The sequence below is a fragment of the Mesorhizobium neociceri genome (genome assembly GCF_013520985.1).
In the GTDB taxonomy this organism is placed as follows: domain Bacteria; phylum Pseudomonadota; class Alphaproteobacteria; order Rhizobiales; family Rhizobiaceae; genus Mesorhizobium; species Mesorhizobium neociceri.
Genome location: NZ_JACDTY010000017.1, coordinates 112986 through 139730 on the forward strand (window position 1 = coordinate 112986; position 26745 = coordinate 139730).

Annotated in this window: 26 protein-coding genes and 1 pseudogene; 16 read left to right on the forward strand and 11 right to left on the reverse strand. The window is 59.2% G+C overall.

All coding sequences use genetic code 11. The annotated features are described in order from the left end of the window. Positions 1-20: 20 nt before the first annotated feature. The 6 genes from H0241_RS27110 to H0241_RS27135 all read left to right on the forward strand — a co-directional run bounded on the left by H0241_RS27110 (position 21) and on the right by H0241_RS27135 (position 5612). Positions 21-215, forward strand: a complete 195-nt coding sequence (locus H0241_RS27110) for a 4Fe-4S binding protein (RefSeq protein ID WP_027038456.1) — start codon at positions 21-23, stop codon at positions 213-215. A 96-nt stretch (positions 216-311) separates the two neighbouring features. Further along, positions 312-632 (forward strand): nitrogen fixation protein NifZ, encoded by a 321-nt coding sequence (locus H0241_RS27115; RefSeq protein WP_027038457.1) that lies wholly within the window; start codon positions 312-314, stop codon positions 630-632. Further along, complete coding sequence (nifT, locus tag H0241_RS27120; protein WP_027038458.1) at positions 629-841, forward strand: putative nitrogen fixation protein NifT; 213 nt, start codon at positions 629-631, stop codon at positions 839-841. The genes H0241_RS27115 and nifT overlap by 4 nt, the downstream gene beginning before the upstream one ends. 33 nt (positions 842-874) lie before the next feature. Next, complete coding sequence (locus H0241_RS27125; protein WP_050596617.1) at positions 875-1798, forward strand: SIR2 family NAD-dependent protein deacylase; 924 nt, start codon at positions 875-877, stop codon at positions 1796-1798. A gap of 41 nt (positions 1799-1839) precedes the next feature. Further along, positions 1840-3702 (forward strand): ABC transporter ATP-binding protein, encoded by a 1863-nt coding sequence (locus tag H0241_RS27130; protein WP_027038459.1) that lies wholly within the window; start codon positions 1840-1842, stop codon positions 3700-3702. Further along, the gene (locus H0241_RS27135; RefSeq protein ID WP_032901160.1) at positions 3702-5612 is read left to right on the forward strand and encodes an ABC transporter ATP-binding protein; all 1911 of its coding nucleotides are present in this window, start codon (positions 3702-3704) and stop codon (positions 5610-5612) included. The genes H0241_RS27130 and H0241_RS27135 overlap by 1 nt, the downstream gene beginning before the upstream one ends. Positions 5613-5806: 194 nt before the next feature. Here the strand turns inward: H0241_RS27135 and nifA are convergent, their stop codons facing one another. Then, the gene (gene nifA / locus H0241_RS27140; RefSeq protein WP_050596623.1) at positions 5807-7516 is read right to left on the reverse strand and encodes a nif-specific transcriptional activator NifA; all 1710 of its coding nucleotides are present in this window, start codon (positions 7514-7516) and stop codon (positions 5807-5809) included. A 545-nt stretch (positions 7517-8061) separates the two neighbouring features. Here nifA and H0241_RS27145 point away from each other — a divergent pair. Continuing rightward, positions 8062-8238, forward strand: coding sequence for a hypothetical protein (locus H0241_RS27145; protein ID WP_181060862.1), 177 nt, complete (start codon positions 8062-8064; stop codon positions 8236-8238). A gap of 323 nt (positions 8239-8561) precedes the next feature. Here the strand turns inward: H0241_RS27145 and H0241_RS27150 are convergent. Beyond that, positions 8562-8944: pseudogene (locus H0241_RS27150) on the reverse strand (hypothetical protein); the annotation flags it as partial. A gap of 194 nt (positions 8945-9138) precedes the next feature. On the opposite strand from H0241_RS27150, the gene H0241_RS35440 reads away from it, so the two are divergent. After that, the gene (locus tag H0241_RS35440) at positions 9139-9588 is read left to right on the forward strand and encodes a hypothetical protein (protein ID WP_210285098.1); all 450 of its coding nucleotides are present in this window, start codon (positions 9139-9141) and stop codon (positions 9586-9588) included. Here the strand turns inward: H0241_RS35440 and H0241_RS36480 are convergent. Genes H0241_RS36480 through H0241_RS27190 form a run of 7 tightly spaced genes read right to left on the reverse strand, consistent with a single transcriptional unit; the run spans position 9472 to position 14300 of the window. After that, positions 9472-10014: a type III secretion protein gene (locus H0241_RS36480; RefSeq protein WP_027038463.1), complete on the reverse strand. Its 543-nt coding sequence runs from the start codon at positions 10012-10014 to the stop codon at positions 9472-9474. The genes H0241_RS35440 and H0241_RS36480 overlap by 117 nt on opposite strands. Then, positions 10011-11384 carry a type III secretion system ATPase SctN gene (sctN, locus tag H0241_RS27165; RefSeq protein WP_050596618.1) on the reverse strand — a complete coding sequence of 458 codons (1374 nt, stop codon included), beginning with the start codon at positions 11382-11384 and terminating at the stop codon, positions 10011-10013. The genes H0241_RS36480 and sctN overlap by 4 nt, the downstream gene beginning before the upstream one ends. A gap of 11 nt (positions 11385-11395) precedes the next feature. Then, positions 11396-12022, reverse strand: coding sequence for a FliH/SctL family protein (locus H0241_RS27170; RefSeq protein ID WP_027038465.1), 627 nt, complete (start codon positions 12020-12022; stop codon positions 11396-11398). Then, a complete protein-coding gene (locus H0241_RS27175; protein WP_027038466.1) occupies positions 12001-12672 on the reverse strand; it encodes a hypothetical protein in 672 nt (223 codons plus the stop codon). Before H0241_RS27175 ends, H0241_RS27170 begins: the two co-directional genes overlap by 22 nt. Continuing rightward, positions 12665-13507: a type III secretion system inner membrane ring lipoprotein SctJ gene (gene sctJ, locus H0241_RS27180; RefSeq protein WP_050596619.1), complete on the reverse strand. Its 843-nt coding sequence runs from the start codon at positions 13505-13507 to the stop codon at positions 12665-12667. Before sctJ ends, H0241_RS27175 begins: the two co-directional genes overlap by 8 nt. Then, positions 13504-13935 carry a type III secretion system inner rod subunit SctI gene (sctI, locus tag H0241_RS36260; protein ID WP_181060863.1) on the reverse strand — a complete coding sequence of 144 codons (432 nt, stop codon included), beginning with the start codon at positions 13933-13935 and terminating at the stop codon, positions 13504-13506. The genes sctJ and sctI overlap by 4 nt, the downstream gene beginning before the upstream one ends. Continuing rightward, positions 13932-14300 (reverse strand): hypothetical protein, encoded by a 369-nt coding sequence (locus H0241_RS27190; protein WP_155936642.1) that lies wholly within the window; start codon positions 14298-14300, stop codon positions 13932-13934. The genes sctI and H0241_RS27190 overlap by 4 nt, the downstream gene beginning before the upstream one ends. A 563-nt stretch (positions 14301-14863) precedes the next feature. Between H0241_RS27190 and H0241_RS27195 the strand changes: the two genes are divergently transcribed. From H0241_RS27195 to H0241_RS27225, 7 genes are all read left to right on the forward strand, one after another. Then, entirely contained in the window at positions 14864-15586 is a 723-nt protein-coding gene (locus tag H0241_RS27195; RefSeq protein WP_027038469.1) for a CesT family type III secretion system chaperone, read from the forward strand. 48 nt (positions 15587-15634) lie between these two features. After that, complete coding sequence (locus H0241_RS27200; protein WP_032901167.1) at positions 15635-16132, forward strand: SycD/LcrH family type III secretion system chaperone; 498 nt, start codon at positions 15635-15637, stop codon at positions 16130-16132. 7 nt (positions 16133-16139) lie between these two features. After that, a complete protein-coding gene (gene sctE, locus H0241_RS27205) occupies positions 16140-17138 on the forward strand; it encodes a type III secretion system translocon subunit SctE (protein ID WP_181060864.1) in 999 nt (332 codons plus the stop codon). Between the two features lie 174 nt (positions 17139-17312). Then, entirely contained in the window at positions 17313-18062 is a 750-nt protein-coding gene (locus tag H0241_RS27210) for a hypothetical protein (protein WP_155936644.1), read from the forward strand. A 40-nt stretch (positions 18063-18102) separates the two neighbouring features. Beyond that, positions 18103-18615 (forward strand): hypothetical protein, encoded by a 513-nt coding sequence (locus H0241_RS27215; RefSeq protein ID WP_027038473.1) that lies wholly within the window; start codon positions 18103-18105, stop codon positions 18613-18615. A gap of 78 nt (positions 18616-18693) precedes the next feature. Beyond that, the gene (locus H0241_RS27220) at positions 18694-20805 is read left to right on the forward strand and encodes a secretin N-terminal domain-containing protein (protein WP_081738840.1); all 2112 of its coding nucleotides are present in this window, start codon (positions 18694-18696) and stop codon (positions 20803-20805) included. A gap of 205 nt (positions 20806-21010) precedes the next feature. Next, entirely contained in the window at positions 21011-23614 is a 2604-nt protein-coding gene (locus H0241_RS27225) for a Ulp1 family isopeptidase (protein WP_050596620.1), read from the forward strand. 684 nt (positions 23615-24298) lie between these two features. Here the strand turns inward: H0241_RS27225 and H0241_RS27230 are convergent. Further along, the gene (locus H0241_RS27230) at positions 24299-24820 is read right to left on the reverse strand and encodes a helix-turn-helix domain-containing protein (protein ID WP_050596621.1); all 522 of its coding nucleotides are present in this window, start codon (positions 24818-24820) and stop codon (positions 24299-24301) included. 1092 nt (positions 24821-25912) lie between these two features. On the opposite strand from H0241_RS27230, the gene H0241_RS35445 reads away from it, so the two are divergent. Further along, on the forward strand, positions 25913-26122 hold the full coding sequence (locus H0241_RS35445; protein WP_210285092.1) for a site-specific integrase: 210 nt from the start codon (positions 25913-25915) through the stop codon (positions 26120-26122). Here the strand turns inward: H0241_RS35445 and H0241_RS27240 are convergent. Then, positions 26119-26745 (reverse strand): transposase (locus tag H0241_RS27240; protein ID WP_181060865.1); only part of this gene is annotated, 627 nt, incomplete at its 5' end. The genes H0241_RS35445 and H0241_RS27240 overlap by 4 nt on opposite strands.

The window sequence follows — 26745 nt, forward strand, 5'->3', positions numbered from 1 at the left end:
ATTTCGAACCAGGAGTTAAAATGGCTTTCAAGATCATCGCATCCCAATGCACCCAATGCGGCGCTTGCGAGTTCGAATGCCCCTCAGGCGCGATCAAATTCCAAGGCGAGAACTACGTGATCGTGCCTGAGAAGTGCACCGAATGCGAGGGCAGCTTCGATGCGCAGCAATGTGCCTCGGTGTGTCCAGTGGCGGAGACCTGCGTTCCTGCCTAACCGCCAACTGACCACCGATATGGAGGGGACCGCCCCCGGAGGACGCCTCAACCGTTGTCAACAATCTGCGCCCTCATGAAGAACAAGGAACAACCCATGTGGCTCGGACGTGAACAGGAAGTCGAAATTCGCACGCCTCCACGATTTGTGCCGGGAGAGCGGGTGCGTGCAACTCGCCACATCAAGAATGACGGCACCTATCCTGGCAGGGAGATCGGCGAAAACCTCGTTCGGAGAGGCGACGAGGGCTATGTGCGCGACATTGGCACCTTTCTCCAGCAGTTCTTCATCTATGCGGTCGAATGGATCGACCGTGGCACGGTCGTCGGCATGCGAGCACGTGAACTGATGAGCCTCGACAAAGCCGAAGCGCCCTGCAGCGCTGAAAACAAAGCCAATGAAGGAACGGCGAGATGAAAGTCATGATCCGCAGGACCGATGCCGGCTTATCTGCGTATGTCCCCAAGAAGGATCTCGAGGAGCCGATCATCAGGCACGAGAACGAGGACCTGTGGGGCGGGACCGTGACACTCCGAAACGGGTGGCGGTTCATTCTACCCGATCTTCCGCGCGATACGCGTCTGCCGATCACCGTCGAGGCAAGGAAGATTGCCGACGAAGACTGACGCCGGCGGACAAGAGCGTCGAGAGGAACAAACATGAATACCAACCTGACCTCGGGCAACCTCGTGATCGTCCGGGACAGTTTTGCTGAAAAGCTGCTTGATCTGGCGAAGCGAGCGCTCACCGCCGATCACGTGATCCCCTATCTCGGCCCGGGTCTACTTGGGCTCAACCGCGCGGAGCCGCCGGTACCGCATACGCCCGAAGCCGTCGCCGCGGCACTCAACACGCGCGCGCCGGCGCCTGCCGTGATCCGCACCAACATGTGGTCGGTCGCGCAGTTCATCGAACAGCGCCGGCATCGCCGGACGCTTCAAGCCTGGATGACCGACATATTCGCAGCGTCGGTCGCGCCTACCGTCCTCCATGCCTGGTTGGCGAGACTGCCGCTCTCCCTGATCGTGGACAGCTGGTACGACGGTGCCATGCGGACGGCGTTCACACAGACCGGCCGGGCCGATGTCGTCGAGATACAAGGCATCACGCGGGCCAATGAGAGCGGCGACATTTGGACGAAAACCTACGATTTGTCGGGCAGAGAGCTCAAGGCCGACCCTGCGGCAAAGACGGTTCTCTACACGCCCCACGGCGCCATTAGTCCAGCCGCAAATTTTCTCGTAGCGGACTCGGACTATGTCGAAGTCCTGACCGAAATCGACATCCAGACGCCGATCCCTGGGGTGGTGAAGCAGCGGCGCGCGAACCGTGGCTTTTTCTTCGTCGGGTGCCGCTTCGACGATCAGATGCTGCGCACTTACGCCAGACAGATCATGAAGCGCTCCGAAGGCCCACATTGCGCGGTCATGGATTCGAAGACGCTGACGAGAAACGAAGCCCGTTTCCTTGCCGCCAGCGGAATCACTGTAATCGATATGCCACTGACTGAAGCCGCGGCTCGGCTCGTCGAATCGGCCACTGCAGCAGGTGCCAGCCGCGCTCAACATGGAGCACGCCTTTGACATGAGCCGTCTGGCTTGCTTCTTCGGTCGGGAGCACACCCGTGCGCAGTGATGCTGTCGGCACGAGCTCTCGCAATTCGCCCGCTCATGTGGCAGCGAGCGGCTGGGGCAGGTCCTTGCTGACGCTGCGGCGCATCACCGTGATGCATTTACGGCATCCATGGCAGGTTGCCTTCGCGATTGGTTCCACGTTCCTGGCGGTGATCCTCCAGTTGCTCATCCCGCAGCTCCTCGGCCGGGCAATCGACCAGACTCAGACCACCCTCGGCGGCGGCGGTGTGACGGCCGCGGCGGAAGAGGCACTGTGGATTTCAGCTCTCCTGCTGCTCGCCGTCAGCGCATTGCGCGGCATCTTCACGATGACGCAGAACTACTTTGCCGAAGCGCTTGGGCATCATGTCGGGTATGAACTACGGCTCGCCTGCTACGACAAAATCCAACGTCTCAGCTTTTCCTTTCACGATCAGGTGCATTCAGGCGATTTGATCACGATCGGCATGCTCGATCTCGAAGGCGTCAGGATGTATTTTTCCACCGGTCTGGTTCGCGCCTGTCTGCTGACGATGCTGATCGGAATCGGCGCCTACATGCTGATTTCCACTGACGCGGTGCTCGGTGTGCTCGCGCTTAGCTTCGTGCCGTTCGTCGGCTGGCGCTCGTCGGTAATGCAGCTTAGGCTGCGTGCGACTTGGTTGGACTTGCAGGAGCGGCTGTCGGTTCTAAGCCGCGTGATGGAGGAAAATCTCGGGGGCATCCGCGTCGTCCGTGCTTTCGCGGCACAGGATGATGAGATGCTGAAGTTCGACCAAGCCTCGAACACCGCGCTCATCCTTGCTCATGACCGCGTCGCCACCTACGCATCCAACACGTCGGCGATGAGCTTGTCCTTCTTTGCTTCCCTGGGATTGGTCCTGTGGGTGGGTGGCAACAAGCTCATCGCCGACGACATCAGCATTGGAACGCTCACAACGTTCCTGACCACCATGACGACGCTGCAAATCCCTGTACGCCAGATCGGCCTGATGGCTAATGCATTCGCGCGCGCTTCCACTTGCGGTTCGCGTCTATTCGGTCTTCTCGACCAGGATATTACCGTCAGGGATGCTCCCGAGGCGAGACCGCTTGAAATAAGCGACGGCGCTCTGCGCTTCGACAATGTCTCGTTTGCGTACCGCGGCCTGGAAAACCGTCCCGTTCTAAGGAACATCAGCTTTGAGGCCCGTAGGGGCGAGACAGTCGCGATTGTCGGTCCGCCCGGTTCGGGCAAATCGACGATCGCTCATCTGGTCCCCCGATTTTACGACGTTACTGACGGCACTATTACGCTTGACGGGCAGGATATCCGCAGGGTCACCCTGGCGACGCTCCGCAAGGCGGTGGCGGTCGTACAGCAGGACGCATTCCTTTTCACCACCACGATCGAGAACAACATCGCCTATGGCGATCCCTGGGCAAAGGCGCAGCGGGTTGAGCGCGCCAGCGAGTCGGCGCAACTGCACAACTACATCCTCGGCCTCCCGGCCGGTTACAAGACCGTTGTGGGCGAACGAGGCGTCTCTCTCTCGGGCGGTCAGCGCCAGCGCCTGGCTATCGCTCGGATCATGATGCTGCACCCGTCGGTCGTCATCTTCGACGACTCGACAGCCGCGATCGATGCCGCCACCGAGCAGCGCATCCGAACGGCGATGCGACTTTTCGCCAAGGATCGGGTGACGATTGTCATCTCCCATCGGTTGAGTTCGCTCATGTACGCCGACCAGATCTTGTTTGTCGACAACGGCGAGATAATCGAACGCGGCACCCATCAAGAGCTTCTGGCAAAGCGAGGGCGCTACAAGGCCCTCCACGACCTGCAGATGCGCCCGGCTGATGGCATGGCGATCAAGAATGGGGACGGACGCTGATGAGCCAGGAGGAGCACGCGGGCGAACCCGAAACCGGACGTAATGGCGACCATGTCGATCGCAAACGCCCTCCACTCGCTGTGGTTGGCTCGCACCGTATTGATGAGGAGATCTTCGGCCCGGTTTTCGACAAGATGATTATCGCGCGCATTTGGGCATTCGTCCGTCCTTACCGGGCCAAGGTAGCCATCTCGGCCTCCGCGTTGCTGATCTTCACCGGCACGCAGCTTCTCATCCCCTTGATTATTCACTACGTGATCGATCACAGTAAGCGAGGCGTCGATAACTCTGCCCTGCTCGCGGCTTCCGGCGCATTCCTTCTCGCGATTTTGGTCAATTTCGCAACCGGCTACATTCAGGAAGCCGTGGTGGGGAAAGCAGCCGAGAATGTCCTCTTCGACATACGCCGCGCCATGTTCGGCCATCTGCAGGTGGTTTCACTCTCTTTCATGGACAAGATCGAGGTTGGACGCCTGATGTCCCGCCTGCAAGGAGACGTCAACTCGATCCAGGAATTCCTCGAAACGTCGCTATTTTGCATAGGCGATATTGCGCTTATTTTCGGCGTGGTGGTGGTGATGCTGTGGCTGGACTTCAGCCTCGGCCTCCTGACGCTCTCGGTCCTGCCGATTTTGCTCATCATCCGCATTACCTGGCTGCCGCGTGCCCGCCAGGCTTTCATGGCTGCGCGCGAGACCAGTTCGGCCGCCAACGGTGCGCTGGCAGAAGCCATTCACGGCGTGCGCGCCGTCCAGTCCATGGACCGCCAGCAGGTGAATCTTGTTCTCTATGACGACAAGGCCCATGCCAATCTCAGAACTCACTTGAGCGCTGATAGGTATGCCCAGGTCATGGTGCCGACGGTCGATGGCCTCACCGGCCTCGCGATGGCTTTCGTCATTGTGGTCGGAGGCTCGATGGTCATGAATGGCCGCATCGAAGCGGGCGTATTGGTTGCGGACCTTTTCTACATCCAGCGCTTCTTTGATCCGATCCGCTCGCTTACCATGCACTATTCGATCATGCAGCGCTGCATGGCCTCCGGCAGGCGCCTGATCGATGTGCTGGACATCGAGATTGACGTGCGGGACAAACCGGACGCCCAGGCGCTTTCGGCCGAAATGGACGGCGCGATCGAGTTCAAGAACGTCACCTTCAGCTACTATCCCGACCTTCCAGTACTGAAAGATGTCTCCTTCAAGGTCAATCCCGGCGAGACGGCGGCGCTGGTCGGGCCGACCGGTTCTGGCAAATCGAGCGCGACGGCCCTCGTCCACCGATTTTATGATGTTCAGCAGGGCCAAGTGCTGGTCGGCGGACATGATGTGCGCGATCTCACCCAAGCATCGCTAGGCCGCCAGATCGCCATGGTGCTGCAGGAGCCGTTCCTTTTTACCGGGACGGTCTTTGAGAACATTCGCTACGGGAGAAGGCAAGCGACGCGCCAGCAGGTGATCGAGGCCGCCAAGGCGGTCGGCGCGCACGACTTCATCATGAGCCTCGCCAATGGATATGAAACCCAACTCGGCGAACGTGGCGGCAATCTATCTATCGGTCAGCGCCAACTTCTCAGTTTCGCTCGCGCTCTCGTTGCCGACGCTAAGATCCTGGTGCTTGACGAGGCCACCGCCAACGTCGACAGCGACACGGAAATGCAGATCCAAAAAGCTCTGACAAGACTTCTTAAGGGCCGGACTGGGCTCGTCATCGCCCATCGCCTGGCAACGATCCGCGGTGCCGACCGCATCATTGTGCTTCGACATGGCCAGGTCGTTGAGACTGGAAACCATGCCGAACTCATCGCGATGGGTGGGTTCTACTCCAGCCTCTACAATCTCAATTACGCGTCCTTCGACGATATTCCCAAAGAGAAACTCGATGCGGCCGCGTCAGCTAGGTTTCGGAGCTGAGGTCTGGCGGCCATTTTCCGGGGTGAGCCGTTGCATCTGTTCTCGCTCCCCACGAGTTCGTGCCGGCGAGTTCAGGATCTGAACGGGCCAGAGGCATAACTGTGCGTGGGACGACCAACCTATCTTTTGAACGGAAGCAGCGAAATCGGCCAAAACTCGCCGAACCATCAAGGCTGTATCCCATCGATCTGCCTTCAAAGGCGCTTGACCTCGATGCCGTATTTTTTCAGCACGTAACCAATCTGGCGCGGCGTCAGCCCAAGCAGGCGTGCCGCCTTTGCCTGCACCCAACCACATCTTTCCATGGCCTCGATGACGCGCTCGGCATCGGTTATCCTGGGGCCGTTTAAGTAGGCTGAGGGGGCCCGCCCTAGCGGCGCGTGCCCGTTCAGCCCCGGCGGGGTCGCAACGGCGGCCGACCCGGAGCCCTCAACGGGCGGGGTTGGCCTTGCTGCCACCCCCCCGGTGCCCCCCGATTGCGGCGGCGCCGTGCACGATCCGCTCCTCCTCCACAGTGCCGCCGAAAAGCACTGGCCGTTGGAGCAACAGAGGTCATTTCGGCCGATTAGTGGTCCCGGCGCAAAGATCGCCGTCCGGTTCACGCAGTTTTCGAGCTCGCGGATGTTGCCGGGAAAACCACAGCTCATCAGCACCTCGATCGCCCCGGCATCGAAGGCCAGCTTTCGGCTGTTTTCCTCGTTGAAAGTCTTGAGGAACTTAGCGGCCAGGAGCGGAATATCGTTGCGCCTTTCACGTAGTGCCGGCAAAAACAAGGGAACGACATTGATGCGATAGTAGAGGTCCGCGCGGAATTCGTTCCTTGCAACCGCCTCTTCAAGGTTCTTGTTCGTCGCGGCAATCACGCGCACGTCAACCTTGATAGTCTGGTTGCCGCCGACGCGCTCAAACTCCTGCTCCTGGAGCACGCGCAGCAGTTTTGCCTGGAACGAGGCCGAGATTTCGCCGATCTCGTCGAGAAACAACGTTCCCTTGTCGGCGAGCTCAAAGCGACCTTTGCGCGAATTGAACGCGCTCGTGAAGGCACCCTTCTCATGACCGAAGAGTTCAGATTCCAGGACTGTCTCAGGAAGCGCCGCGCAATTGAGTTTGATAAAGGGCCGCTTGGCGCGCGGCGACAACTCGTGAATGGCCTTAGCGACGAGTTCCTTGCCGGTACCGGATTCGCCTCGCACCAGAACGGTGGTCCTGGTCTTGGCTACCACCGCGATCTTCTCGGTTAGCGCGCGCAGCGCCGGGCTGTCACCGATCATCCCGCCGACGCGAACCTTGTCATGCTCCCGCTCACGGTGCTTGAGATCAGTGAATTGTTTTTGCAGCCGGTGCTCCTTTGCCAAAGTCCGCTCGCCGTCGCACGCGAACGAGCCATGAGACTTCACCGTTTGCCCCACCATGTTGGCGATCAAGGTAAGCAGCCGGACGTCGCACTCGGGCCGAAAGCTTGACCCGTCCTCGAGAACCCGGTCAATGGTCAGCGTGCCCACAACGTTCGCATCGACGCGAATGGGAACGCCGATAAACGACACTGCTTTGGTACTCGTGGCGCCAAGCACCTCCCTATCGGCGGCACTGAAGTGTGAATGGGCTGCTATGTTCTCGATGACGAGGGGCTTGTCCGTTGTCACAATCCGTTCGATTGCGTTCCGCGGCAGGCAAATTCGGGAATGCTCATGACCGCCCTCGCTCCAGCCGCCGTCAACGGCAACATTCTGCACGCCGTCGCCCTCAAAGAGGCGAATGGTGCCGTGACGCATCTGCACAAAAGATCGTAAGAGATCGACGACCTTGGCCAACGTCACTTCAAGCCCGGAGGTGCCGGTCAGCACCTTGGATATGTCAAGGATGCCGGTAAGTGTCCGCTCGTGTAACGAGGCAATGGAGACCATGTCATTCGTCTCTGAATTCGGGATGCCGCTTTTCACGTCCTGTAGCGATGTGTGGCATGAGGGGATTTCCGCGGCGCTCTGTTCGGTTTTGCCGATATCGTGTTCCATATCATCCTCGATCTCGCGTCGGGACCGGCGTTAACCGATACCAGCAAGAGTGCGTCGCCACCGCAGACCGCTGCAAATCAGCGAGCTAGCTCGCGCAAAGGCGCCCACTCGTTTGATGCGCTGGGAGGCGCAGAGTTAATCGTGACGGCCGCGTCGGCCGCGGCGAAGCCAGACGTCCGCCGCCAGCGCGCGGCGCTGGAATTGATCACAGATCCGGACGTCAGTCAGAGCCGGGTCGCGGGCAAGCGAGAAAACCGCCCTGGGCTCAAGTCGGGCCACCGCAATGTCCTAGAGTGCAAGGCTTTCCTTCCTGAACCGTGGCCCAGTCTTGGCTTCTGGCTTCTGCCGGGCGCAACCGCATGCTCAGCAAACAGAGCGGAAGGAGGCAGGACAGTCAATCGAGCCTTCTTTCATCTATGAAAGGAAACTCGGCGCCAATGAAAAATTCCATCAGCTTCATACTTCCTCAAGCAAAACAGCAGATCCGCCGCATCTCGCTTTCACTGCGCCCGACGTGGTGGAGGAGAATCACTGCCGTAAAGGAGGCGAGGGGCGCAGATAATGGCCGCCAGCGCAACCAGCGCAAATCATGCTGCGCGGGAATGCAAGTATAAAGTTTCAACATGCTCTTCCCCCGGGGCAGGATGATCGCCCGTTGGAGGAGAAGTCCACGGCCAACTAGAATAAACCGCTTACGGAAAATCCGCTTTCATCTTCCCCTCTCTCAAATCTGCTCAAGCCGGTCATCTCTGCACCCCAAGGCGATTATGCGGCAATCCTCAATCGAAGCGACCCAGCCGCAGGCGCAGGGTACCTGCGCCGGATCACCCATGAGGCGATCGCCTCACCTGGGTTTCACTGTGGGTTATACCGTCATCCGCTCCCATTTGAGCCGAGAAAGAATTTGGTCGTCGGATGAGAGCAGCGCGCCGGCTAAAAGACGGCCGAAGTGTGCTGAGCTACGGAGCTTCGCCAGCAGGATGCTGGCCGTTCCGCAGCGGTCAACGTTGCTTGCTCACTCAGCGGAGACGCATTCCAGGCTGCCAGTTCCGCCACCCAAACAGAGGTGTCTGGGTTTATCGATTCGGCTCTGAGGTGTCCGTTCTTCTCCATCACGATGATGGCTGTGCCGGCTACGCCATATCCAATCGCAGCCATCCGCTGAACGCAGGGATCGCCGTCGACGCGAACATCGAACAGAAGCGACCCTGCGGTTTTTTCCGCAGCGTCAGCCACGCGATCGTAGAACGGTCGATTGAGCCCCTCAATATTGCCGAGCGACTGCTCAAACAACGCCAATTCAACATGCGCCGCCACCATGGCTGCCAGAGTGCGCGCCGGCCGGCGCAATCGGCAAGCCGCCAGCGCTGATTATCCAACCTTCATGCGGCAAAAAAGGCCGCGGTTTTGCTCAGGGCGCACATTTTCCGCGCCGGAGCCAGGCGGCGTGCGCCGTCCCGGCCGCACCGTCGCGCATGTCGACAGGGACCTCGGCGTCAGCGAAGCGCTCATCCATGAACGGACCCTCGGTATCGAGCCCGATGACGGCGTCATGTGTTTACGGCGCGATCGATGACGACGGTGTCCTGGCCTTCACCGATGAAGGCATCGAGGAAATCAAACTCCTCCTCGATGGACCCCGGCACCGCGGTGCTCAGGTGCTCATGGCCGCCGGATACGCACGTCTGGGGTCCTCACCGAGCTCACCGGACGGGTACGGTACCAACGCCCGCAAAGCGGGATCAGAAATGGTCGAACTGGCGGCCTTTGAACGTCGCAATGCCGCCAGATGGCAAAAGCCCCTTGCCGTTCAAGCTGCAACACACCCTCACCGCCTCAGCGATCCTTCACCGCATGACGCTTTTGGAGCAGCATGTGGGAAGACAGGTTATCGGGTCATCGTTTTGTTCACTGCCCAAACTGTTGCGCCCTTGGGCGAAATCCTCCAATTCCAAATCCGTTGAGCGCTCCCCCTCAACGTTAGCGTCGGTGCGCAAGACTCGAACGAGATCCTCAAACTTGCTGACCGCGCGCCACGCCTCGCGTGCCACGTGATACGCCTCCTCACGTGCCTGTCGAGCTCGGTCGGCTTCTGCTCTAGCCCCTTCGAGGCGGTTTTGGAGCAACTGCTCGTGTTGATACAGCGAGATCACTTTTGCTTTCACCTCCTCGAGATCAATGAGAGCCGCGGCTTTCCCGATCAACGGATCGTATAGCGCGGCTTCCCGACTGGGTCGGTGCTCCCGCCACCTGCGAAGGTCGGTCACGGCGGTTTGCACAGCCGCGACAGCATTGTCGAGGGCTCCGTGCCGCCGGCGCAGTGCGTCTTCGGTTCGACGGCGCCGTAGTTCCTTCAGTTCAAGGAGGCGCTGTACTGGGAGTAGGATCATGCCAAGCACGCGGCAAGCGCATCGAGCATTGCGTCGAAGCCGATCTGCTCCTCTGTCGACTGCCTCAAGAAGGTTCGTATCTGGTTTACCTTCGCGATTGCTGCATCAGCGATGGGATCGGATCCTTCTTCGTACTCGCCAACTCGTACCAATAGTTCCACCTCCTGGTATTTGGCCATCAGCTCACGCACCCTGCCCGCCAACCGCTCATGGTGCGACGACACGATGGCACTCATCACACGGCTGACACTCGCCAGAATGTCGATGGCAGGATACAAATTCGATATCGCCAAGGCGCGTGAGAGCACAATATGGCCGTCCAGGATGGAACGGGTCTCATCGGCAATCGGTTCGGCCATATCATCACCCTCTACGAGCACGGCGTAGAAGGCCGTTATGGATCCGCGGTGGTTGTTGCCAGCCCGTTCCATAAGCCGCGGCAGCGAAGCGAAAACCGATGGCGGGAAACCACGCCGTGTCGGCGGCTCACCGGCCGCAAGACCAATCTCTCTAAGCGCGCGCGCGAAACGGGTGACCGAATCCATGAGAAGCAGGACACGCTTTCCTTGATCGCGGTACCATTCGGCGATTGCTGTGGCAACATAGGCCGCCTTGGCCCGCTCCATTGCGGAGCGGTCAGAAGTTGCAACCACAAAAACCACTCTCGATCGCGCTTCTGTGCCGAGATTGTTTTCGATGAACTCCTGCACTTCCCGGCCGCGTTCGCCGATGAGCGCTATCACCGATACGTCGACCGCTGCGCCTCGCACCAGCATTGAGATCAGTGTACTCTTGCCGCCACCTGCAGCGGCAAAGATGCCCAGGCGCTGTCCCTCACCGCACGTTAGAAGACCATCGATCGCTCGTATGCCAACAGGAAGAACGTTGTGGATAATACGCCGGGTTAACGGATCCGGTGCATCCCTTGAGACAGGCACATGGGTTTCGGGAAGCAGGGGCCCATGAGTGGATTCGTCGAGAGGTTGGCCGAAACCATTAAGTACGCGGCCGAGCAGGTTCCAGCCGGTCGGAACCATGAGGGGCTTCCCCGTTGGGATCACTTCCGTGAGCGTGGAGAAGCCCAGCATTTCTCCATGCGGTGTCAGGGTGGCGACATCGCCCCGCACGCCGATGACTTCAGCCGATAACTCGAAATCGTTCTCGGGATTGCGAAGCGTGAAAAGGTCACCAATGCGGGCTCCCGGTGCCGTCGCACGGATTGTGGTTCCAACGACTTGAAGGACACGGCCGCGGACGTGCATTGTCGAGGTCTGCGCAACTGCTGTTTTTGCGAGCCGGAAGAAACGATCGATGTTCTCGTAGGAGGTGGAAACAGCCACGGCCTTGGGCGGTTCTACCGGCTCGGACATCACTTTTGCTTTCAGAAATTAGAGGCTGCTAGGCCGCTGCGCAGGCCGATTTCGATCGCGGCAAGCTGGCTCTCAATTGTGGCTTCGACCAGTCCAGCATCGGTCTCGAGAATGCACCCTGCATCTTTCACGCGCGCGTCACCAACTAGGTCGATGACGGCGCGCGATGTTGCCGCCGGAAGGATGTCATCTAACCGGTTGCGGACCGCCTCGAGGAGTGATGGTGATACGCGCAGCCGGACGAGAGCGTTGCCGCCCGCGAATTTGAGAGTGCGTAATGCGATCTGCACCGCCGCCTCCTCCGGCTCGATTGTGTCGATGATCCGGCGCGCGATCTGCAGGCCTATGTCAATGATCTGCTCCTCATATTGCGCCGTAATCCTCAGAGCCTGCGTGGCGATGGCGGTCAGACCGGCCTGGATTTCCGCTTGCGCCGCGGCCAAGCCAGCCTCTTTGGCCGCCGCCTCGATGGCTCTGGCACAGTCGTGCGCCGCATCGACGATCGCCTCGGCTTCGCGCCTTGCCTGCACTAGCAGTTGCTCGGCGTCCACGAGCGCCTGTGCGCTCCCGGCCGGCACGACTCGCCCAGGGCCGATAACGCCGGCGGTTACAGGTGTCAGTTGAACCAATGCGACCATGTGATCATCGTCTTGCGGGCCAGTCGCCGCATCGCGCAAAAGGCTTCCTCACCCATAGTATCGTCACGACAGGCGCCCACCACCGTATTCCAGAGCGGCGCCGGACGGCGCAAGCTTAATCGGGCCCGCAGCATTTGCGGGATGGCGCCGATCGCAAGGCCGAATATCGCCGCGCCGCAGTGAAGCAATGCGGTGGGTGCGCACGGGATCTCAGAAGCACCGATCTCCGACATCAGTGCGGCAGTCGGTCGCGGTAGCAGAACGGTTTGCCGGGCGAATGCGACGGCTTCTTCTCCCAGGGCTGAGTTCGCCGCCGCGATATCGCTCGTCCGAAGGAGCCCCGTAAGGCCGGAGGCACCCACCCACGCGCCGGCTAACCCCATAAGGCGCACGGCTTCTGGTGGCGGGAGGAACGCGAGCCGGCTTCGTCGCGTGGCGCACGCGGTAATGATGGCAGACGGCTGCCCACTATTTTCTCGAAGCAGCCAGCGACCGAGCCTAACACGTGTGAACGGGTCGGCCTGGGCCATTTCCAGCGGCATCCATTCGGGCCAACCAAGCGCCATGGTGGGATCGATGTCAGCAGCAGGATCGGCGATGCAGCATATCACCGCCCTCGCCCATGGCGCATCAAGCCATTCATCAGACATCGCTGCTGGCCGTCTGGCTGCGATCACTGCTGAATTGTTCCATCGGTTTGACCTCATGAGCTGTGATGGCGGATGTCCGATGAAAGCGACGCCATAGCAGAAATACCAGGATGGCATTGCCGGCGAGCAATACAGCTATGGCGCATGAAAGCACGATCACAAGACGGGATGCACCGCTGTCTTTTGTAGGGGGGTCAGCGCTATAGACAGGGGGCCGCAAAGCATTGTCCTGAGTTGCCTCTATGAGAATAACGGAGACCTTATCATAGGACAGGCCCTCCAAGCTGTTTGCTACGAGCTCTTTGATCTTCGGCACGATCTGATCGACAGTAGCACTGGGTAGGTAACGGACAAGCACGGCAGCACTCGACGGGAAGGACGGGATTCGATCGTCACTCGACATTTCCGGCAAGACCACATGGACACGGGAATTGACTACACCATCGATGCCAGACAGGGTCCGCGACAGCTCCTGTGTGATGCCATAAGTGTAACGCACACGCTCCTCTGTCGGCGATGAGATCATACCTTCTTTCTTGAAAAGGCTGCCCATGTCGGCATACAGTTCGCGAGGCAGGCCGGCGCGATTCAACACTTCCATGGCACGGGGAACGTCCATAGTATCCACCACCAGGGAGGCAGTACCGTTGTTGCCTATCGTTTTGTCAATATTGACGCCTTTACGCATGAGAAGTGCAAGCATTTCATTCGCTTCCTGCGCGGGAAGGTCGCGGTAGAGCTCGGTCTTCGCTGCGCAGCTTACCAGCGTAAACAGCCCGAGAAATGTCGCTAGCTGCGTCAATACTGACGTCAGACGTCCCCCAGCATTGATCATTGGTTTCGCAGGAAAGTATCTAGGCTTTGGGTGGCCTTGCCGACGACTTTCGCGAGGATGTCGCACTGCAGGGTCAAAGCTGACATCGCGACCTGTGCGCTCAGCCAATCACTTGACTGGATTTCTCCCGGTTTCATCCTCTCCGCGGTGCTGCGAGCGGTTTCCATACCTTGGGTGAAGCTCGCGCTTAGCTTCTCCATGCTGTTGAGGATGGCGTCACCCGGCGTACGGCTGACGCCAGGTTCGCGCGCCACCTCAGCCAACTGGTCGATTGCAACAGCGGCTGACCTGTCGTCTTGTGGTGACAAGGGCCAGTCGGATGGGGCGTGAACGATGTCAACGGACCCAGGCGGTATTTCCGATACGAGCGCAGTGTCCGTTGGCAAAACTGCGGTCAGCGCTCGTGGAATGATGCTGGTCACGCTCACCGAACGCCCCTGTCTACAGCATATCCGACCGAGTTATTGCGAAACGCTGCGACGAGTCCATCGACGTCGGTCTGTCCGCCTGGAATCCGCCTGAGCACGGCATCGCGTTCGCTCATCCGTCCGCCAAGGTGGAGAGCCAGCGCCTGAAACACCATCCCATATGCGTCTTCGGCGTCGGAAAGCGGACCTAACTGCTGCAGCGCTGCCTCGACATCGCCTGCCGTCAGATCCGCCAGCGCGTAAGCAATGACGGACTCGCGACAGCCCTGTGCAATAGCATCAAGGCCTTTCGCTATACGTCTGGCCCCCTCTACGTCATTCGAAATGCAAGCCAGGAATGCCGCTTCGGCGAGATGCCGCCGCAAGCGCACCCCCATCTCGGCGAGACGCTCAGGCGCGGCAGATGTACACGAAGGAAACATCGTTTATCAGCCTTCCTTTTCCGGCCAAGTTGCGCACACGCAATCGGGCTGCGACCTCGGCCGCAGAAACATTGCGCCGATTCAAACGGCCCGGCTCCTCTTGTACCTGCCGCCAATCCGGGCGTCGGCGGTAAACTGGTAATCAGGCCTTACGCGTCTCGTGCCTAATTGTGCTCGAAAGCCCGCCGGGTGCAACTACAAAGGCAATATGCCTCCATACCTGCCGCATATACTCGCTGGACAGAAGAAGCTTTTTGTCGCCGCATCTCAGTAAGAATGCACCCGATACCATCTCACCTGCCGATAGCTACATATCAACATAATATTTTCCTCCTCAGGATCGCCGCAGATAATAGTCGATAGCACCCAAAGCTCCATCAGCGAACTTACCAGTTAGGATGGCGCAAAGCTCCCAAATCATGTGAGCAAGCCCGTTAGAAAAAGGAAATGCCTGCGTGACGCCAACATCACCAGACGACCTCCTGCTATTCACTCTGGATTGCTTAATGAAGAATTCCGACCGCTCTTCCGCTTCGTCGAAGCGGCTTGAGCTCAGTGTCGATGACCTTGCGATCGCCGTTGAGATGTCGAGAGTGCGAACGGTGAGGTTAACCAGCAAGGTCTTAAACAACATGCCGGACAGCGAGATGCAGATCCGCGAATTGCTACGAAAGAACCTGCTTTACTGTGCTTCCGTACATGGGGCGCTGTGTTCCGATCGAGATGGTTCTCTGCTGCTTTGGGCTGATATTGATCACGCCCATGGGGACACGGCGGTCACGAGAGAGCGGATCATGGCATTCTACAAGGCGGCCGTTCATTGGGGTGGTACTTGCCGTCGACATCGCAGAATCAAGCAGTCACCGCTCTGCAGGAATGAATACATCCCCCGTGACCTGGATCTTTGGCGCAACGTCTGCGATCCCGCGAGAGAACGTATCGACAGTAAAGATCTCGATGGGAGCATGGCGCGGGCGCGGCAAACGATCGCTCAGATGGAAAGCTTATTGAGCGAAGGTCGGGAACAACTCGGTCGGCAAGCTGATCTCTTGGACGAACTTGGAATCACCGGCGACATCAACTCGGCATTGCTTGAGGCTCAGGGCCAAGGATTTCGGCAAACCGAAAATCGGGAGCGGCAGGCGGTTCTGGGCGATATCATAAGAGTCACGTCCAATCAGCTGCCGGTTGGTGGACCGCGCGTCTCGCCGACACGGCAGCGGGTCTGAAGCGGCTATGCAAGAACTAGAGGCTTGTAAGGGGCGGGGTGGCGACAAATGGACGATGCTGAGGCTGGACGGCTAGCACGGCTTACGGAAGATATTATTGCAGGGCATACGGATTTGGCGGCTGTCATCGGGATATCGGATGACGAACTCGAGGCAGTCTACGCGCTCGGCCATCGTTTTTATTGTGTCGGTAAATACGACGAGGCGCTGAGCTTCTTTCGTTTTCTGTGCGTGCACCGATACATCGACGCGAGATTTTGGTTCGGACTCGGTGCTGCCAGTCAGATGTTGGGCGATACAGCAAATGCCGTACGTGCCTATGGGCTGGCTGCGCTACTGAATGACCAGGATCCACAGATCCCTCTTCGCGCTGCGAAATGTTTCATTCAGCTCGATCAACCCGCAGCAGCCGTAAGCGCGCTTGAGAGTGTAATGGCGCTTAGCGGAGGGAAGCCCGAGCATGAGAATTTCGCTCAGCGCGCGTCCCTGATGCTGCAGCGGCTCAGGCCCAAAACAGAATGTGAAGGAGAATGCCGCAATGGATAGCATGAGCATGACAAAAGTGATCGGTGGACCGCTACCTGAAGCCGGGATGACTCAGGTTGACACGCAGACCAGCAATTCTGTGTTTGGTAGTTGCAAGTCGGTCGCTGAAGTTACGCCGCCACCAGTCCCCGACGACGCTCCCGGGTCCGATTCAGCCCCAACGCTACCCCCGCCACGAGCCTTTGCTGCGATGGATATGGCCGCAACGCTCCTGGCGCTCCAGATGAAGATGGCCGACACCGAGGCTGCCGGGAGCATGGCAGATGTGCGAGACCGCGCTAAGCTGCAGAAGCTGGAGAACGAGAAGATCGCCCGAAACATCATCGACGCGGCTCAGAAATTGAGAAAGGCGAAGAAGAGTTCCAAATTCAAGAAGATTTTTGGATGGGTAGCGGTGGCGCTGACGTGTGTAGCGGCGGTGGCTACCGGCGGGGCTTTTGCCATTGCGGCCGCAGCAGTGGCCGTCACCGTGGGTACCCTAGCCGAGACGGGCGTCATCGATAAGATGACGCAGTCCATTGCGAAGCGCCTCATGGAAGACGAGGGGATGGGGGACAGGCAGTCCAAGCAGTGGGCCGCGTGGATCACGGTTGGCATCGTCCTTGCTTGTTCACTCGCCAGCTTAGGTGCCGGTGCCGTGTCCGGTGGGTGGAGCGCGGCAACGAGCGTCGCCACGAAGCTCACAAGCCAAATGGGTACGGTGGCGAAAATTGCTGCGGCAGGTCAGCGCCTTGCGACAGCCGCTCAGGCGGGCGAGGCCGTTGCGTCGGTAGGTGCGTCCGTTGCAGCGGTCGCGAGCGCGGCCCAGCAGAAGCAGGCAACAGACACACAGGCGCAGACCTTGGGCATCAGGAAATCCCTCGCGAGGCTGGCGCAGCTTCAAGAGGACGACATCGAGCACATCCGGGAATTGTTCCTCGGCATAAAGACTATGACGCAGAGAGTTGTTGATGCGATCCAGGAACAAACTCGATCCGCGTCGATCGTCATACGAAATATCGGCTGACGAGCGCTCATAGCTGTCCCTCCCCCGTTCAAATACAGGAGAGTATACGTGCTACACACTGCCGTAGAAACAAACCGTATCGGCGACCGTCATTTGTGGGGCGGCGCTTCGCTAGACAGTCGGCCCTTCTTGCCTATCTCCCCGCCTTCCATTGGCATGAGGCACGGCGGCGCCGTGGCAACGCCCGCCGATCACTCCAACGTATCATCGGCCGGTGTTCCAACGCTCGGAGACATCGCCGTTCGAAACAACGGTGCCGAATCTGCCCTGGGAGCACGGCTCGCTTCAGTTGACATCTATACAATTGGCGCATTGCTACACAGCCTCAATCTAAAGTTCCGTGAGTCTGCCAGATTGGACAGGCAGGCTGCGCGTGACTGCGATATCGCGGCGCAGGATGCCGCTGCCCAGGCGCTTCGTGCTGCTGGGGTATTTCAGCTGGTCGGAACGGTCCTGACTTCCGCGTTTGCAATAGCGGGTGCGGGGGCCAGCCTCAAAGGAGCGATCAAGGCACAGGTATCCTTTCAGCAGCAGCTCGGCGGTTCGACGGCGCTCAACAAGACAAATAGCCAGGCTAACTCAGGCGAGTCCCTGAACGTCACCGGCTCGCCCAGGGGCGACGTGAGAAGTATCCAAAAGGCTCAGCAAGGCGCCCAGGCAACGACGATGATGTGGAGCGGCGCCGCCACGGGCATAACCGAGGTCGGCAAAATCGGAGGTGCCGGCCTCAACATGGGGGCGACGATTGAGCAGGAGAAAAAGGCAAGGCTAGAAGCGGAGGCCACCGAGATGCGCTCTAATGCCGATGCGCAAAGTGAATTCAAGTCGGCGTATGAAAAGATGATCCAAGATGTTCTGGAAACCCTATCGGAGGTCAGACGTGCAGAGGCTGAGACAAACAGTAAGATCGTAAGCATCGGGTAACTCAGAACAACAAATCTTCACAACAAAGGTCCTCGCAGAAATGTTTAGTATTCGCAATTTGACAAAAAACCATGAGGCATTTGAGTGGGGGGGCGACCTGGGCGGGTTGGCGATGCGACTCCAGATAGAGCGGTATAATATTCTTGGTATCCAACTTCGGGAAGAACTCGACGGCATGAAGAAGCGCAACGATTGGCTGAAATCAGCGAACGACGCTCTAGCGCAGTTGCGTGTCAACCGCCCCATCAACGACAAAATGCATGCATATGGCGAAATTACCGATCCACAGGGCAATAAACAGACAGTCTATGCCTGGATGCTCAAGAACCACATCCCTGTTCCCTACGGTATAAACAGTGGTAGTCAGCAGGACTTCGACGCCGCCATTTCAAACGTGAAGGCAGCCATTGATACCGCGAATAGCGATTCGCAGATGGCTCTGATCCACCTGCAGTCCCTGATGGACAAAGTAAACCAATGTGTTCAACTCACGACGAACTTGGTGGCCAAGGATGGCAAGGTCAAAGAGAACGTCATGGGCAATATCAGGTAAATAGCCGGTTATTTGCCGAGGAGGACGGGTAATCGCCCCCTCCTCTACAATCAAATCTGCGCGAGCGGAGTGGTACGAATGGCTATTACCAGCAGGAATACTGCTTTGCTGTATCTTCCTATTTTACTGTCAAATATAGCAGGGTGCTCCGGCAGCGGTACCATTGCCGATCGCGGGGTTTTGCTGAATTCACGCTCCTTCGGCCATTCCGACCACGCACCTGTGCGAGAAGCTAGCGAGCCGCAGACCCGAGGCTTTGAAGTGCTGGGGCAGAAGCAGGCGCAGCCGGTAGCAGCCACTATCCAGCGCAAGCTGCCAGTAGTCTTGGATAGCAGACGCGAGAGTCTCGACTATACCAATGTCGACATTCGCCAAGTCGTGCGGGAGATCGTAGGCGATGTTATGGGGATGCCAGTAACCATCGATCCTGGCGTTGGAGGGAAAATGACCCTTCGTACAGATCGCCAGGTGCCGGTGAGTGAGGTGCCGCGGCTGCTTGACAAGGCACTGGCGCCGCACGGCTATGGGCTGGCCGTGGTTGATCAAGGAGTTCGGGTGGGGCGCTTGGCCGATATTCCCGGCGGCACGCAGAGCAACGTTCAAGTTGTTCCTGTTCGGTATGTCGATCCGGCTGAGGTCATCGGGGTGATCCGGCCGAACGTGGAGGAGGGTGTGCGTCTCACACCAGCGCCCGAAGGGCGCGGCATTGTTGTCAGTGGGCCGCCGGGATCCGTAAGTTCTGTGCGGGAACTGGTCGGCCTTTTTGACACAGACGCCATGTTTCGCAGGTCATTCGCGCTGTATACGCTATCTCAAGCGAGCCCGGCTGGCGTGGAACGAGAACTCAGGTTGCTGTTTAATCAGAATGGCAAAGGGAGGGGGCCTGTCCAATTTGCGGCGCTAGAGCGATTGAACGGTATCCTAGTTGTGGCAGATGATCCTGTAGCTCTCAAGCAAGTCCGCCGGGCGATTGCCAAACTGGATAGTGCGTCGGAGGCGACCGCAAACATTCATGTGCGTCCGTTGCTCTACCGACGAGCTTCGGAAGTGGCGCATGTGCTGGCGCAAACGTTCGGCGCTCAGGCGCCCGATGCTGTCCCAGATGCGCAGCCCGCGGGAACATTCGGCAACCTGTCGGTTGGAAATGGCGTATCCAGTCGAGCCAGCCTGCCGGTCAACGTGCCAGGTTTGCCGTCCGAAACGCAAGATGCGACCGGCACTGAAGCGCACCCGGCGGACCAAATGGTGTTGTCAGCGAACCGTCTCGGCCTCTTGGCGCCTGTGCGAATCCAGGCGGACCGCGGACAGAACGCGCTCGTAGTACTCGCAGCACCGCACGACTACAAGATCGTGGAGGCCGCGATCCGTCAACTCGACGTCAAACCTCGACAGGTTCTCATCCAAGCTATCCTCGCAGAGGTGCGGCTGAATGACAGCCTGCGCTACGGCGTTGATTATCTTCTCTCCACCAGGGGCTTGGCCCCAATTCCAAATGGTTTGTCATATGTGTTTCCCGGCACGGACGTAAATGTCGTATTACACGGGCTAGGAGCGCTTGGAGACGTAAAGGTTGTATCCGCGCCGCGCATTCTTGCGGTCGACAATCAAACCGCCACCATCCAGGTCGGTGATCAGGTTCCGATCCTCGTCCGATCATCGCAATCTGTCGCAAGCGAGAACTCACCGATCGTGAGCGACGTCGAGATGCGCGACACGGGGGTGATCTTGGCTGTTACGCCCAGAATCGGTGCCGGGGGTAATATAACGCTTGACACATTTCAGGAGGTCAGCACTGGCAACAGGAACACGCTCACCAATGTTCAGTCCCCGGTGATTTCGGTGCGCCGGCTCCAAAGTACGGTATCGACACGAAGCGGCGACACGATCGCTATTGGCGGATTGATGCAAGATAGCACCAATCGGGCCAATGCTGGCGTTCCTGTGCTGAAGGATATTCCGCTTTTGGGAGGACTGTTCCGCAGCACCGAATATGGCAAAGAACGGACTGAGCTCTTGATATTGCTTAACCCCCGGGTGGTTGAAGGTGACACCGATGCAAGGGCCCTGACCGAGGAGTTGCGCGAGAAGTTCGAGGTGCTAGCCCCCGACCTGGGCCGCCGGCTAACGCCGTCAGCTCTGCCGCAGCCGAGCCCGTCGATACCAAGGCTACAGCGAAATGGGCGCAGCTGACGTGAACCGCGGCGGCCCGCAAGTCAGGCTTCCGGATTTTACGAACAGGTTGATGCCCAAAGCGTGACAACTCGGAATGAATGACCAATGGGCAATATGGTCTGATTGTGAACCTCGGCGACCGGGTTTCTCAGGCTGAAGCACTGCGGCCGCAACTTGAGTTGGCCCAAGACGATAAGAAGATGAAGCTCATAAGGAGAGTAATATGGACAACGTGCACTTCAATTATACGGGCGATTATACGGGCGATTATACGACCGTTTTTAACAACAGCTACCCTGGTATGGTGCGGCGGCAGCAACAAGAATCGGGCAACATTCCTGCGGATGATGCCGGTTCTGTGCAGCAACTGAGCGAACTGCACCTCAACTCCTCTGAGGCGAGTTCGCAAGACGCTCCATTCGTACAGGCGCATGGAGATATCCAGCGCACTGACCTCGGCGGTTCGATGCGGATGCCGCCGAAGTCCGATCTGCGCGACGGCCAGTTCAGCAGTACGCGCCATAGCATAGAGGTTGGTGGTTCGGCTGCGCGGGTATTGCAGTCTGACTTGCGTGACAGTCTATCGCGCAGTACGCGTTCTACAGCGCCATGGGACCCGCAGCCTGTCGGGCGGACAAAGGATAGCAAGAGCCGAGGACTGTGGTCGCGTGTGAAATCGGGGGTCGGCAGGGCCTTCGGGGAGAGTCGCCGCGAGAAGTCGTCCGGCGGCTCGGCGCACGACGTGGTCTATTCAGAGCTTCGCATGGATTTCGCCAAGCGTGGGCACTCCGATGCGGACCTGTATTCTGATGACAAGAGCCTTCTGGAGAACTTGGCGGCAGCAGTCCGGGGCTACGAAATCCTACCCGATGGTAGCATCGGACGAGGGGATGGAAGGGTTCCCGAGCATACCCTCACGCATACTGTAGGGGTTCTTCGCAGGTTTGCACGTTGGCTTCGAGCAGAAGACAGAACTCCAATTGCTTCTCGGCTTTATGCCGATGAAGAAGAATTCGCCAAAGACATCAAGGCATACAAAGACGTTGCTGCTGGAGATGATGGCCGCCGTGTCCTGAAGGCACTATCACATCTTAGAAAGCTCGCCCCTGGTGGGCAAGAACTCCAAAGCGTCGGCCCCGGGCCCCGCCTGATGGGGCGCCAAACAGCTGTTCCTTATCCCGAGGACGGCCACGTCATCGATGGCATCTACAATGAACGGGTGAGCAAGGGCGACAAAAAGCCTTCTGCCCACTCTTTGGCTTCCGGTCAACGCAAATTTAGTGATTGGCTCCGAAGCGAGAAAAGGGGGAGCATAGTGAGCCGCCTAAACGGCACTGAGCAGCAGCAAGCTTCGTTGCAAGCAGATTACGGGGATTTTATAACAGCGATGGGTCAGCGCTATGGCGTGGCGTTCGATCGGTTTCGGACGTACATAGGCGCCCAGCCCAAATTGACCCGGCATCAGCCTTATCCCGACGACGCCGAGATCATCCGTGGCTTCCTCACTGAACAGGTGAGCAACGGCGCAAATATTAAAACTGCCGAAAGTACTGCTACACGTCAGCGCAGGTTTAGTGAGTGGCTCCAAGCCGAGAAAAGAGATAGCATAATGAGCTGCCTCAACGGCACTGAGCAGCAGCAAGCGTCGTTGGCAGCAAATTACCAGGACTTCCGCGAAGCCGTAGGACCAACGGGCATGAGTTTGAAAAGGATGGTTGGCGCGCTTGCGCAGTACGTACAAGAGAACCGGCCGTTGGAGTCGCCGCCTGAGCAGGCACGTCAGCGGCCAACTCGCGGCCGCCCGTCCTCCTCCTCGCACCAGGAGTTTCCGACCAACTCCAATGCTCGCACCGCGGCTTTGGGTCCGACAGCCTCGTCCAACGTCCCGGTGGGGTCGGTGCTCGGCTACACCGAGTGGCTGAGCGACGCCCATATCCAGAGGGATTACGAGCTCCTGCAGGAGGAACTCCAGCAAATCGATCCAGGCTTCGCCGCCAGCATAAGGCTGGTGGATCCGATGGTATCCCATCTACTGGGCTTGCCCGGCACGGACCAGCGAACCGTGCAAAGACATTTGCAGTCCATTATTGATCAGAACAACGCCCGAGCCAACTTCCTGTTCTTGCCGATAAACAATGGCACCCATTGGTCGCTGTTGCTCGTCGACAGCAGCAACTCGGAAAGGCCGGCCGTCGCCTACCACTACGACTCCCTCCAGCGAAGGAGATACAACGACGCGGCCGCAACAGCTCTCGCAAGGCGGATAGGCGCCATGCTGACGCCAGCCCGCATGGCCGAACAGCAGAACGATTACGATTGCGGCGTCTTTGTGGTGGACGGCACGCGGGCACTGGTTCAACGATTGCGGGAGGGCGGGTGGCCAGCCCGGGAGCCGCTGCACCTCGACAACATCGTCGTCAGTCGCGAGCAACTCCGACTGCGGTTGAGCCCCGCTCCCAGGCGTGAGGGAGGTGAGCCCGATGCTGCCGCCGATAGTTTCAATACGCAGCATTGGCAGCAATTTTCTCCAATTGTCCAGGTGCCAGAGCTAGGCGTCGAGCAGTCATCGTGGCAGGCAGACCTTGGCGCATCAATCTTCGGGGCGACACCTCCCGTTCAGGCCGCACCGCCGGAGCTGGGACAGTTCGCTCCTCCTGACTGGCAACACGGCAACCAGTGGGCGCCGACGGATCTTATGCGCGGAATGTACTGGCATAATGTGCTGCCGAGCCAGGACCAACCCAAGACTAACTTCATGATCGGTGGCATGCTCTACACAGCCGTGCTGCATGGGACGCAGGACCTCATTCAGGTCTACCCTAGCTGATGACGGCGGTTTTGTTGCAACGGCTGAACAGGGGCGCTGGTGCGAGGTCAATCAGCCCGCGAGGATTTCAAACTTGTCGGCGGAGGACGGCTTCGAATCAAAGGCGATCTGGCTTGTCGCTTACGCACTATGTGAATCATTTTGGATACCGTCAGGATTGGTGGCTGCGATGGCCGTCAATTTTGTGGTCGGGCGGGCTGGAAATATTGTCCATGCGCCGCGTGCTAGGGCGTGTCCTCAGTTAGGGGGTTCCCAAATCTTGAGTGATTGATCGGGATAGGGGGACGCCTCACGGCGCCGCCCACCGGGTCACCGGCACCGGAGGCGGTCGCCGCCCCCGCTTCCCACAGAACGTGGCGTGCGGCTTTCCCGCACCACGCTCTTCGGCAGTTGGTTCACAGTACCGCGAGTGCTTGCAGTTCCCTATGTGGGGGCCGCAGTTTGGGTCGCAGTAGCGGGTCCGTTCTTTGATCTGGTAGAAAGCGCCCCAACTGAGGCGACCACCATCACGGCTGCGGCTGCAGGCGAGGAACGGCTGACGGGCAGGCGCTACAGCAGGCCGGATCCGCTCATCCCGCGGACCCTGGCGTTGCCTCCCGTCCGGCGGCCGGCCATCGCGTTGGCGGCCGAGTAGCCGTGCGATGGAGTGGCCGTTCCGACGGCCCTCTACCTAGACTTAGACTACTAGGTAGACGGCGCCGCCACTTCGTCCTCCATGTCGAGCGACTTTTCGACTGCCTCCGGATTCCGGGCGATGGTCCAAAGGAGAGTATTCGCAGCTGCATCCGGTTCCGAGCGACCTTGCTCCCAGTTTCGAAGCGTTGCCAGATCGAGGCCATACCTCACGGAGAACGCCTCCTGGGACAGCTTCGTGCTATCCCGAACTTCGCGAACGCTTATCGGCCGCGGCGCATGAACCTTCGCGATCACTCCTGCGGACGAGAGTTCGTCCTTCAGTGCCCGCAGGTCCTCGACGCAAGGAACAGTCACGAACGCCTTGCCGTGATCGACCATCTCCGTGAGGACCGCATGGGCCGTCCTCAGCGGCAGCTGCCTCCTGACGAGAACCCGAGCAGCTTCAGGAGTATTCGCGCCGTGTAGAAAGCTGAGGCTCAGCCGGACGGGAGAGCCTGGCGACACTCGGACGACGTCCCGGGTTCGCACCCGTTGTCCGAACCGCTCCATGAACTTCGATGTAGTCGACATTAAGCTTCTCCGCGATCACTCGACCGAGCCTGCGCAATTTTGACCAACCCCACTGGACCTGGGCATCGCCCCCAATATGGAGGTCACGGACGACCAGATGGTTGCTGCCCATCTCCACTTCTCCTAATAGCTGAAGCACGCCATCCGGCGTGACGACATCAAAGAGGAGGCATGGGTCCTCCGAAATGTCGGCGTCCAGAATGAGTTCCACGTCATCGGGCTGCAAACGCGATCCCTACGCAACTTGCTTATAGAAAGTATGTCAGGTGCTGGCGAGCGTCAAGGCCTGACCGATCTCCGAATTGGCGGGATGCTGGCAACACCCGAATCGTGCCAACTTGGCCCAGTCTACGCTAAATCGACCGGGAGACGGGGACAGACGCAGCACCATATATTGTGGCCACCTGAGCGAACGGGATAAGCGGTCTGCTATTTGTTCAAGTTTCGTTTCCATGGTCAGTTGATCTTCTCTTTGAATAGAAGGCTGTGATTCCCGTTGAATGGAGCCCATGTCGCCCTGGAACAATTCAACTACAGCTGACCGCTTCCCATGAAGTCGGCTCTCCCGACCTCCGAAGACTATCAGTCAGGCTGACTTCCACCCGTTCATCAGACCCTTCTCATCTCATCGGCTTGATAGGTCCTACAAGCTTGCGCTTGAACCGGATGCATCGCCATCCCTAGCAAGCGTTATGTTCGCCGGCCGGTCGCCTTCCTCACCAGCGTCGAAGTGGCCGCCTTGCTCGCCGCTCCCGACCTCAGCAGTTGGATCGGGCGCCGTGACCGGGCGCTTCTGTTGCTGGCCGTGCAAACCGGCCTGCGTGCTGCCGACCGTCGGCCTACGCTGCGAGGACATTGTCCTCGGCCCGGCCGCCTATGTGCAATGACGGGGAAAGGGCCGAAAACTCCGCAACACCCCGCTTCGCAAGGATACGGTCACGGTGCTGCGTGCCTGGCTTGTCGAGCGACGCGGGCGGAGCGCCGATCCTGCCTTCCCGACGATAAGCGGCACGTCATTGAGTCACGACGCACTTCAATACCTGCTGAACAAGCACCTCGCCGTCGCACGTCGCCACTGCCCATCGCTGGCCAATGGACCTGCGCCAGCACGGCGTCGACCGCTCGGTCATCGCTCTGTGGCTGGGCCACGAGTCGGTCGAAACCACCGCCATCTATCTTCAGGCCGACATGCAGCGCGACAATCAAGTTGAGAGCGGCTTCTCATCCAGATCGGGATCTTCCGCATATTTGGTGCAGGGGCGGCGTTCCCTTGGTTGCCCCGTCTGTTTCTACGGTCGTTAGGCGGCTGCCAGCAGCCTGTTTCTCAGCAGCGGATACCCAGAGCGCCCATACATCTGGCGCTTGATGGTCTTGAGACGGTTGATCTGTCCCTCGACGGGACTGGTGCTCCAGGGCTGGGTGATTGCGGCCCGAACAGCCGCAATGTCACGGCCGATGCCTGCTGCAAGGGAAGCCAGTTCGCTGTCCGTGGCGTCGTCGATCCATTGCTCGAGGCCGGCATCATCGTCGCCGCGTATCAGTGCAGCGAAACGTCGAGCCAGGTCACCCGCCTTCAAGAGCTCCGGCGCGCAGTCATAGAGATTGCCCAAGAATTGCTCGGTCTGCTCATCGAGCAAAGTCGGGTCTTCGCTCAGCAGCCATGCACAGTTTCGGCGCGACGGCGGCCGCCATCGCGCATTTGGCGGAGCGGTCGATGAGCACTGCTGGCGGGCGGCGGTCCACCTGTAGACGGTCGCCTTGCTGCCTGCAAAGCCGCGGCGCTTGATTTCGCTCCACAGGTGCAACCCGTTACGTTGGCCTTCCTGCCAGCGTCCTTCGAGATACTCCTGGAAAGGATCCATGAGAACCGAGCGCGCGGGCGGCCGCCGGTGCTCGGGCTCCCCGCCCGCTGCAAGCCAGCGCTC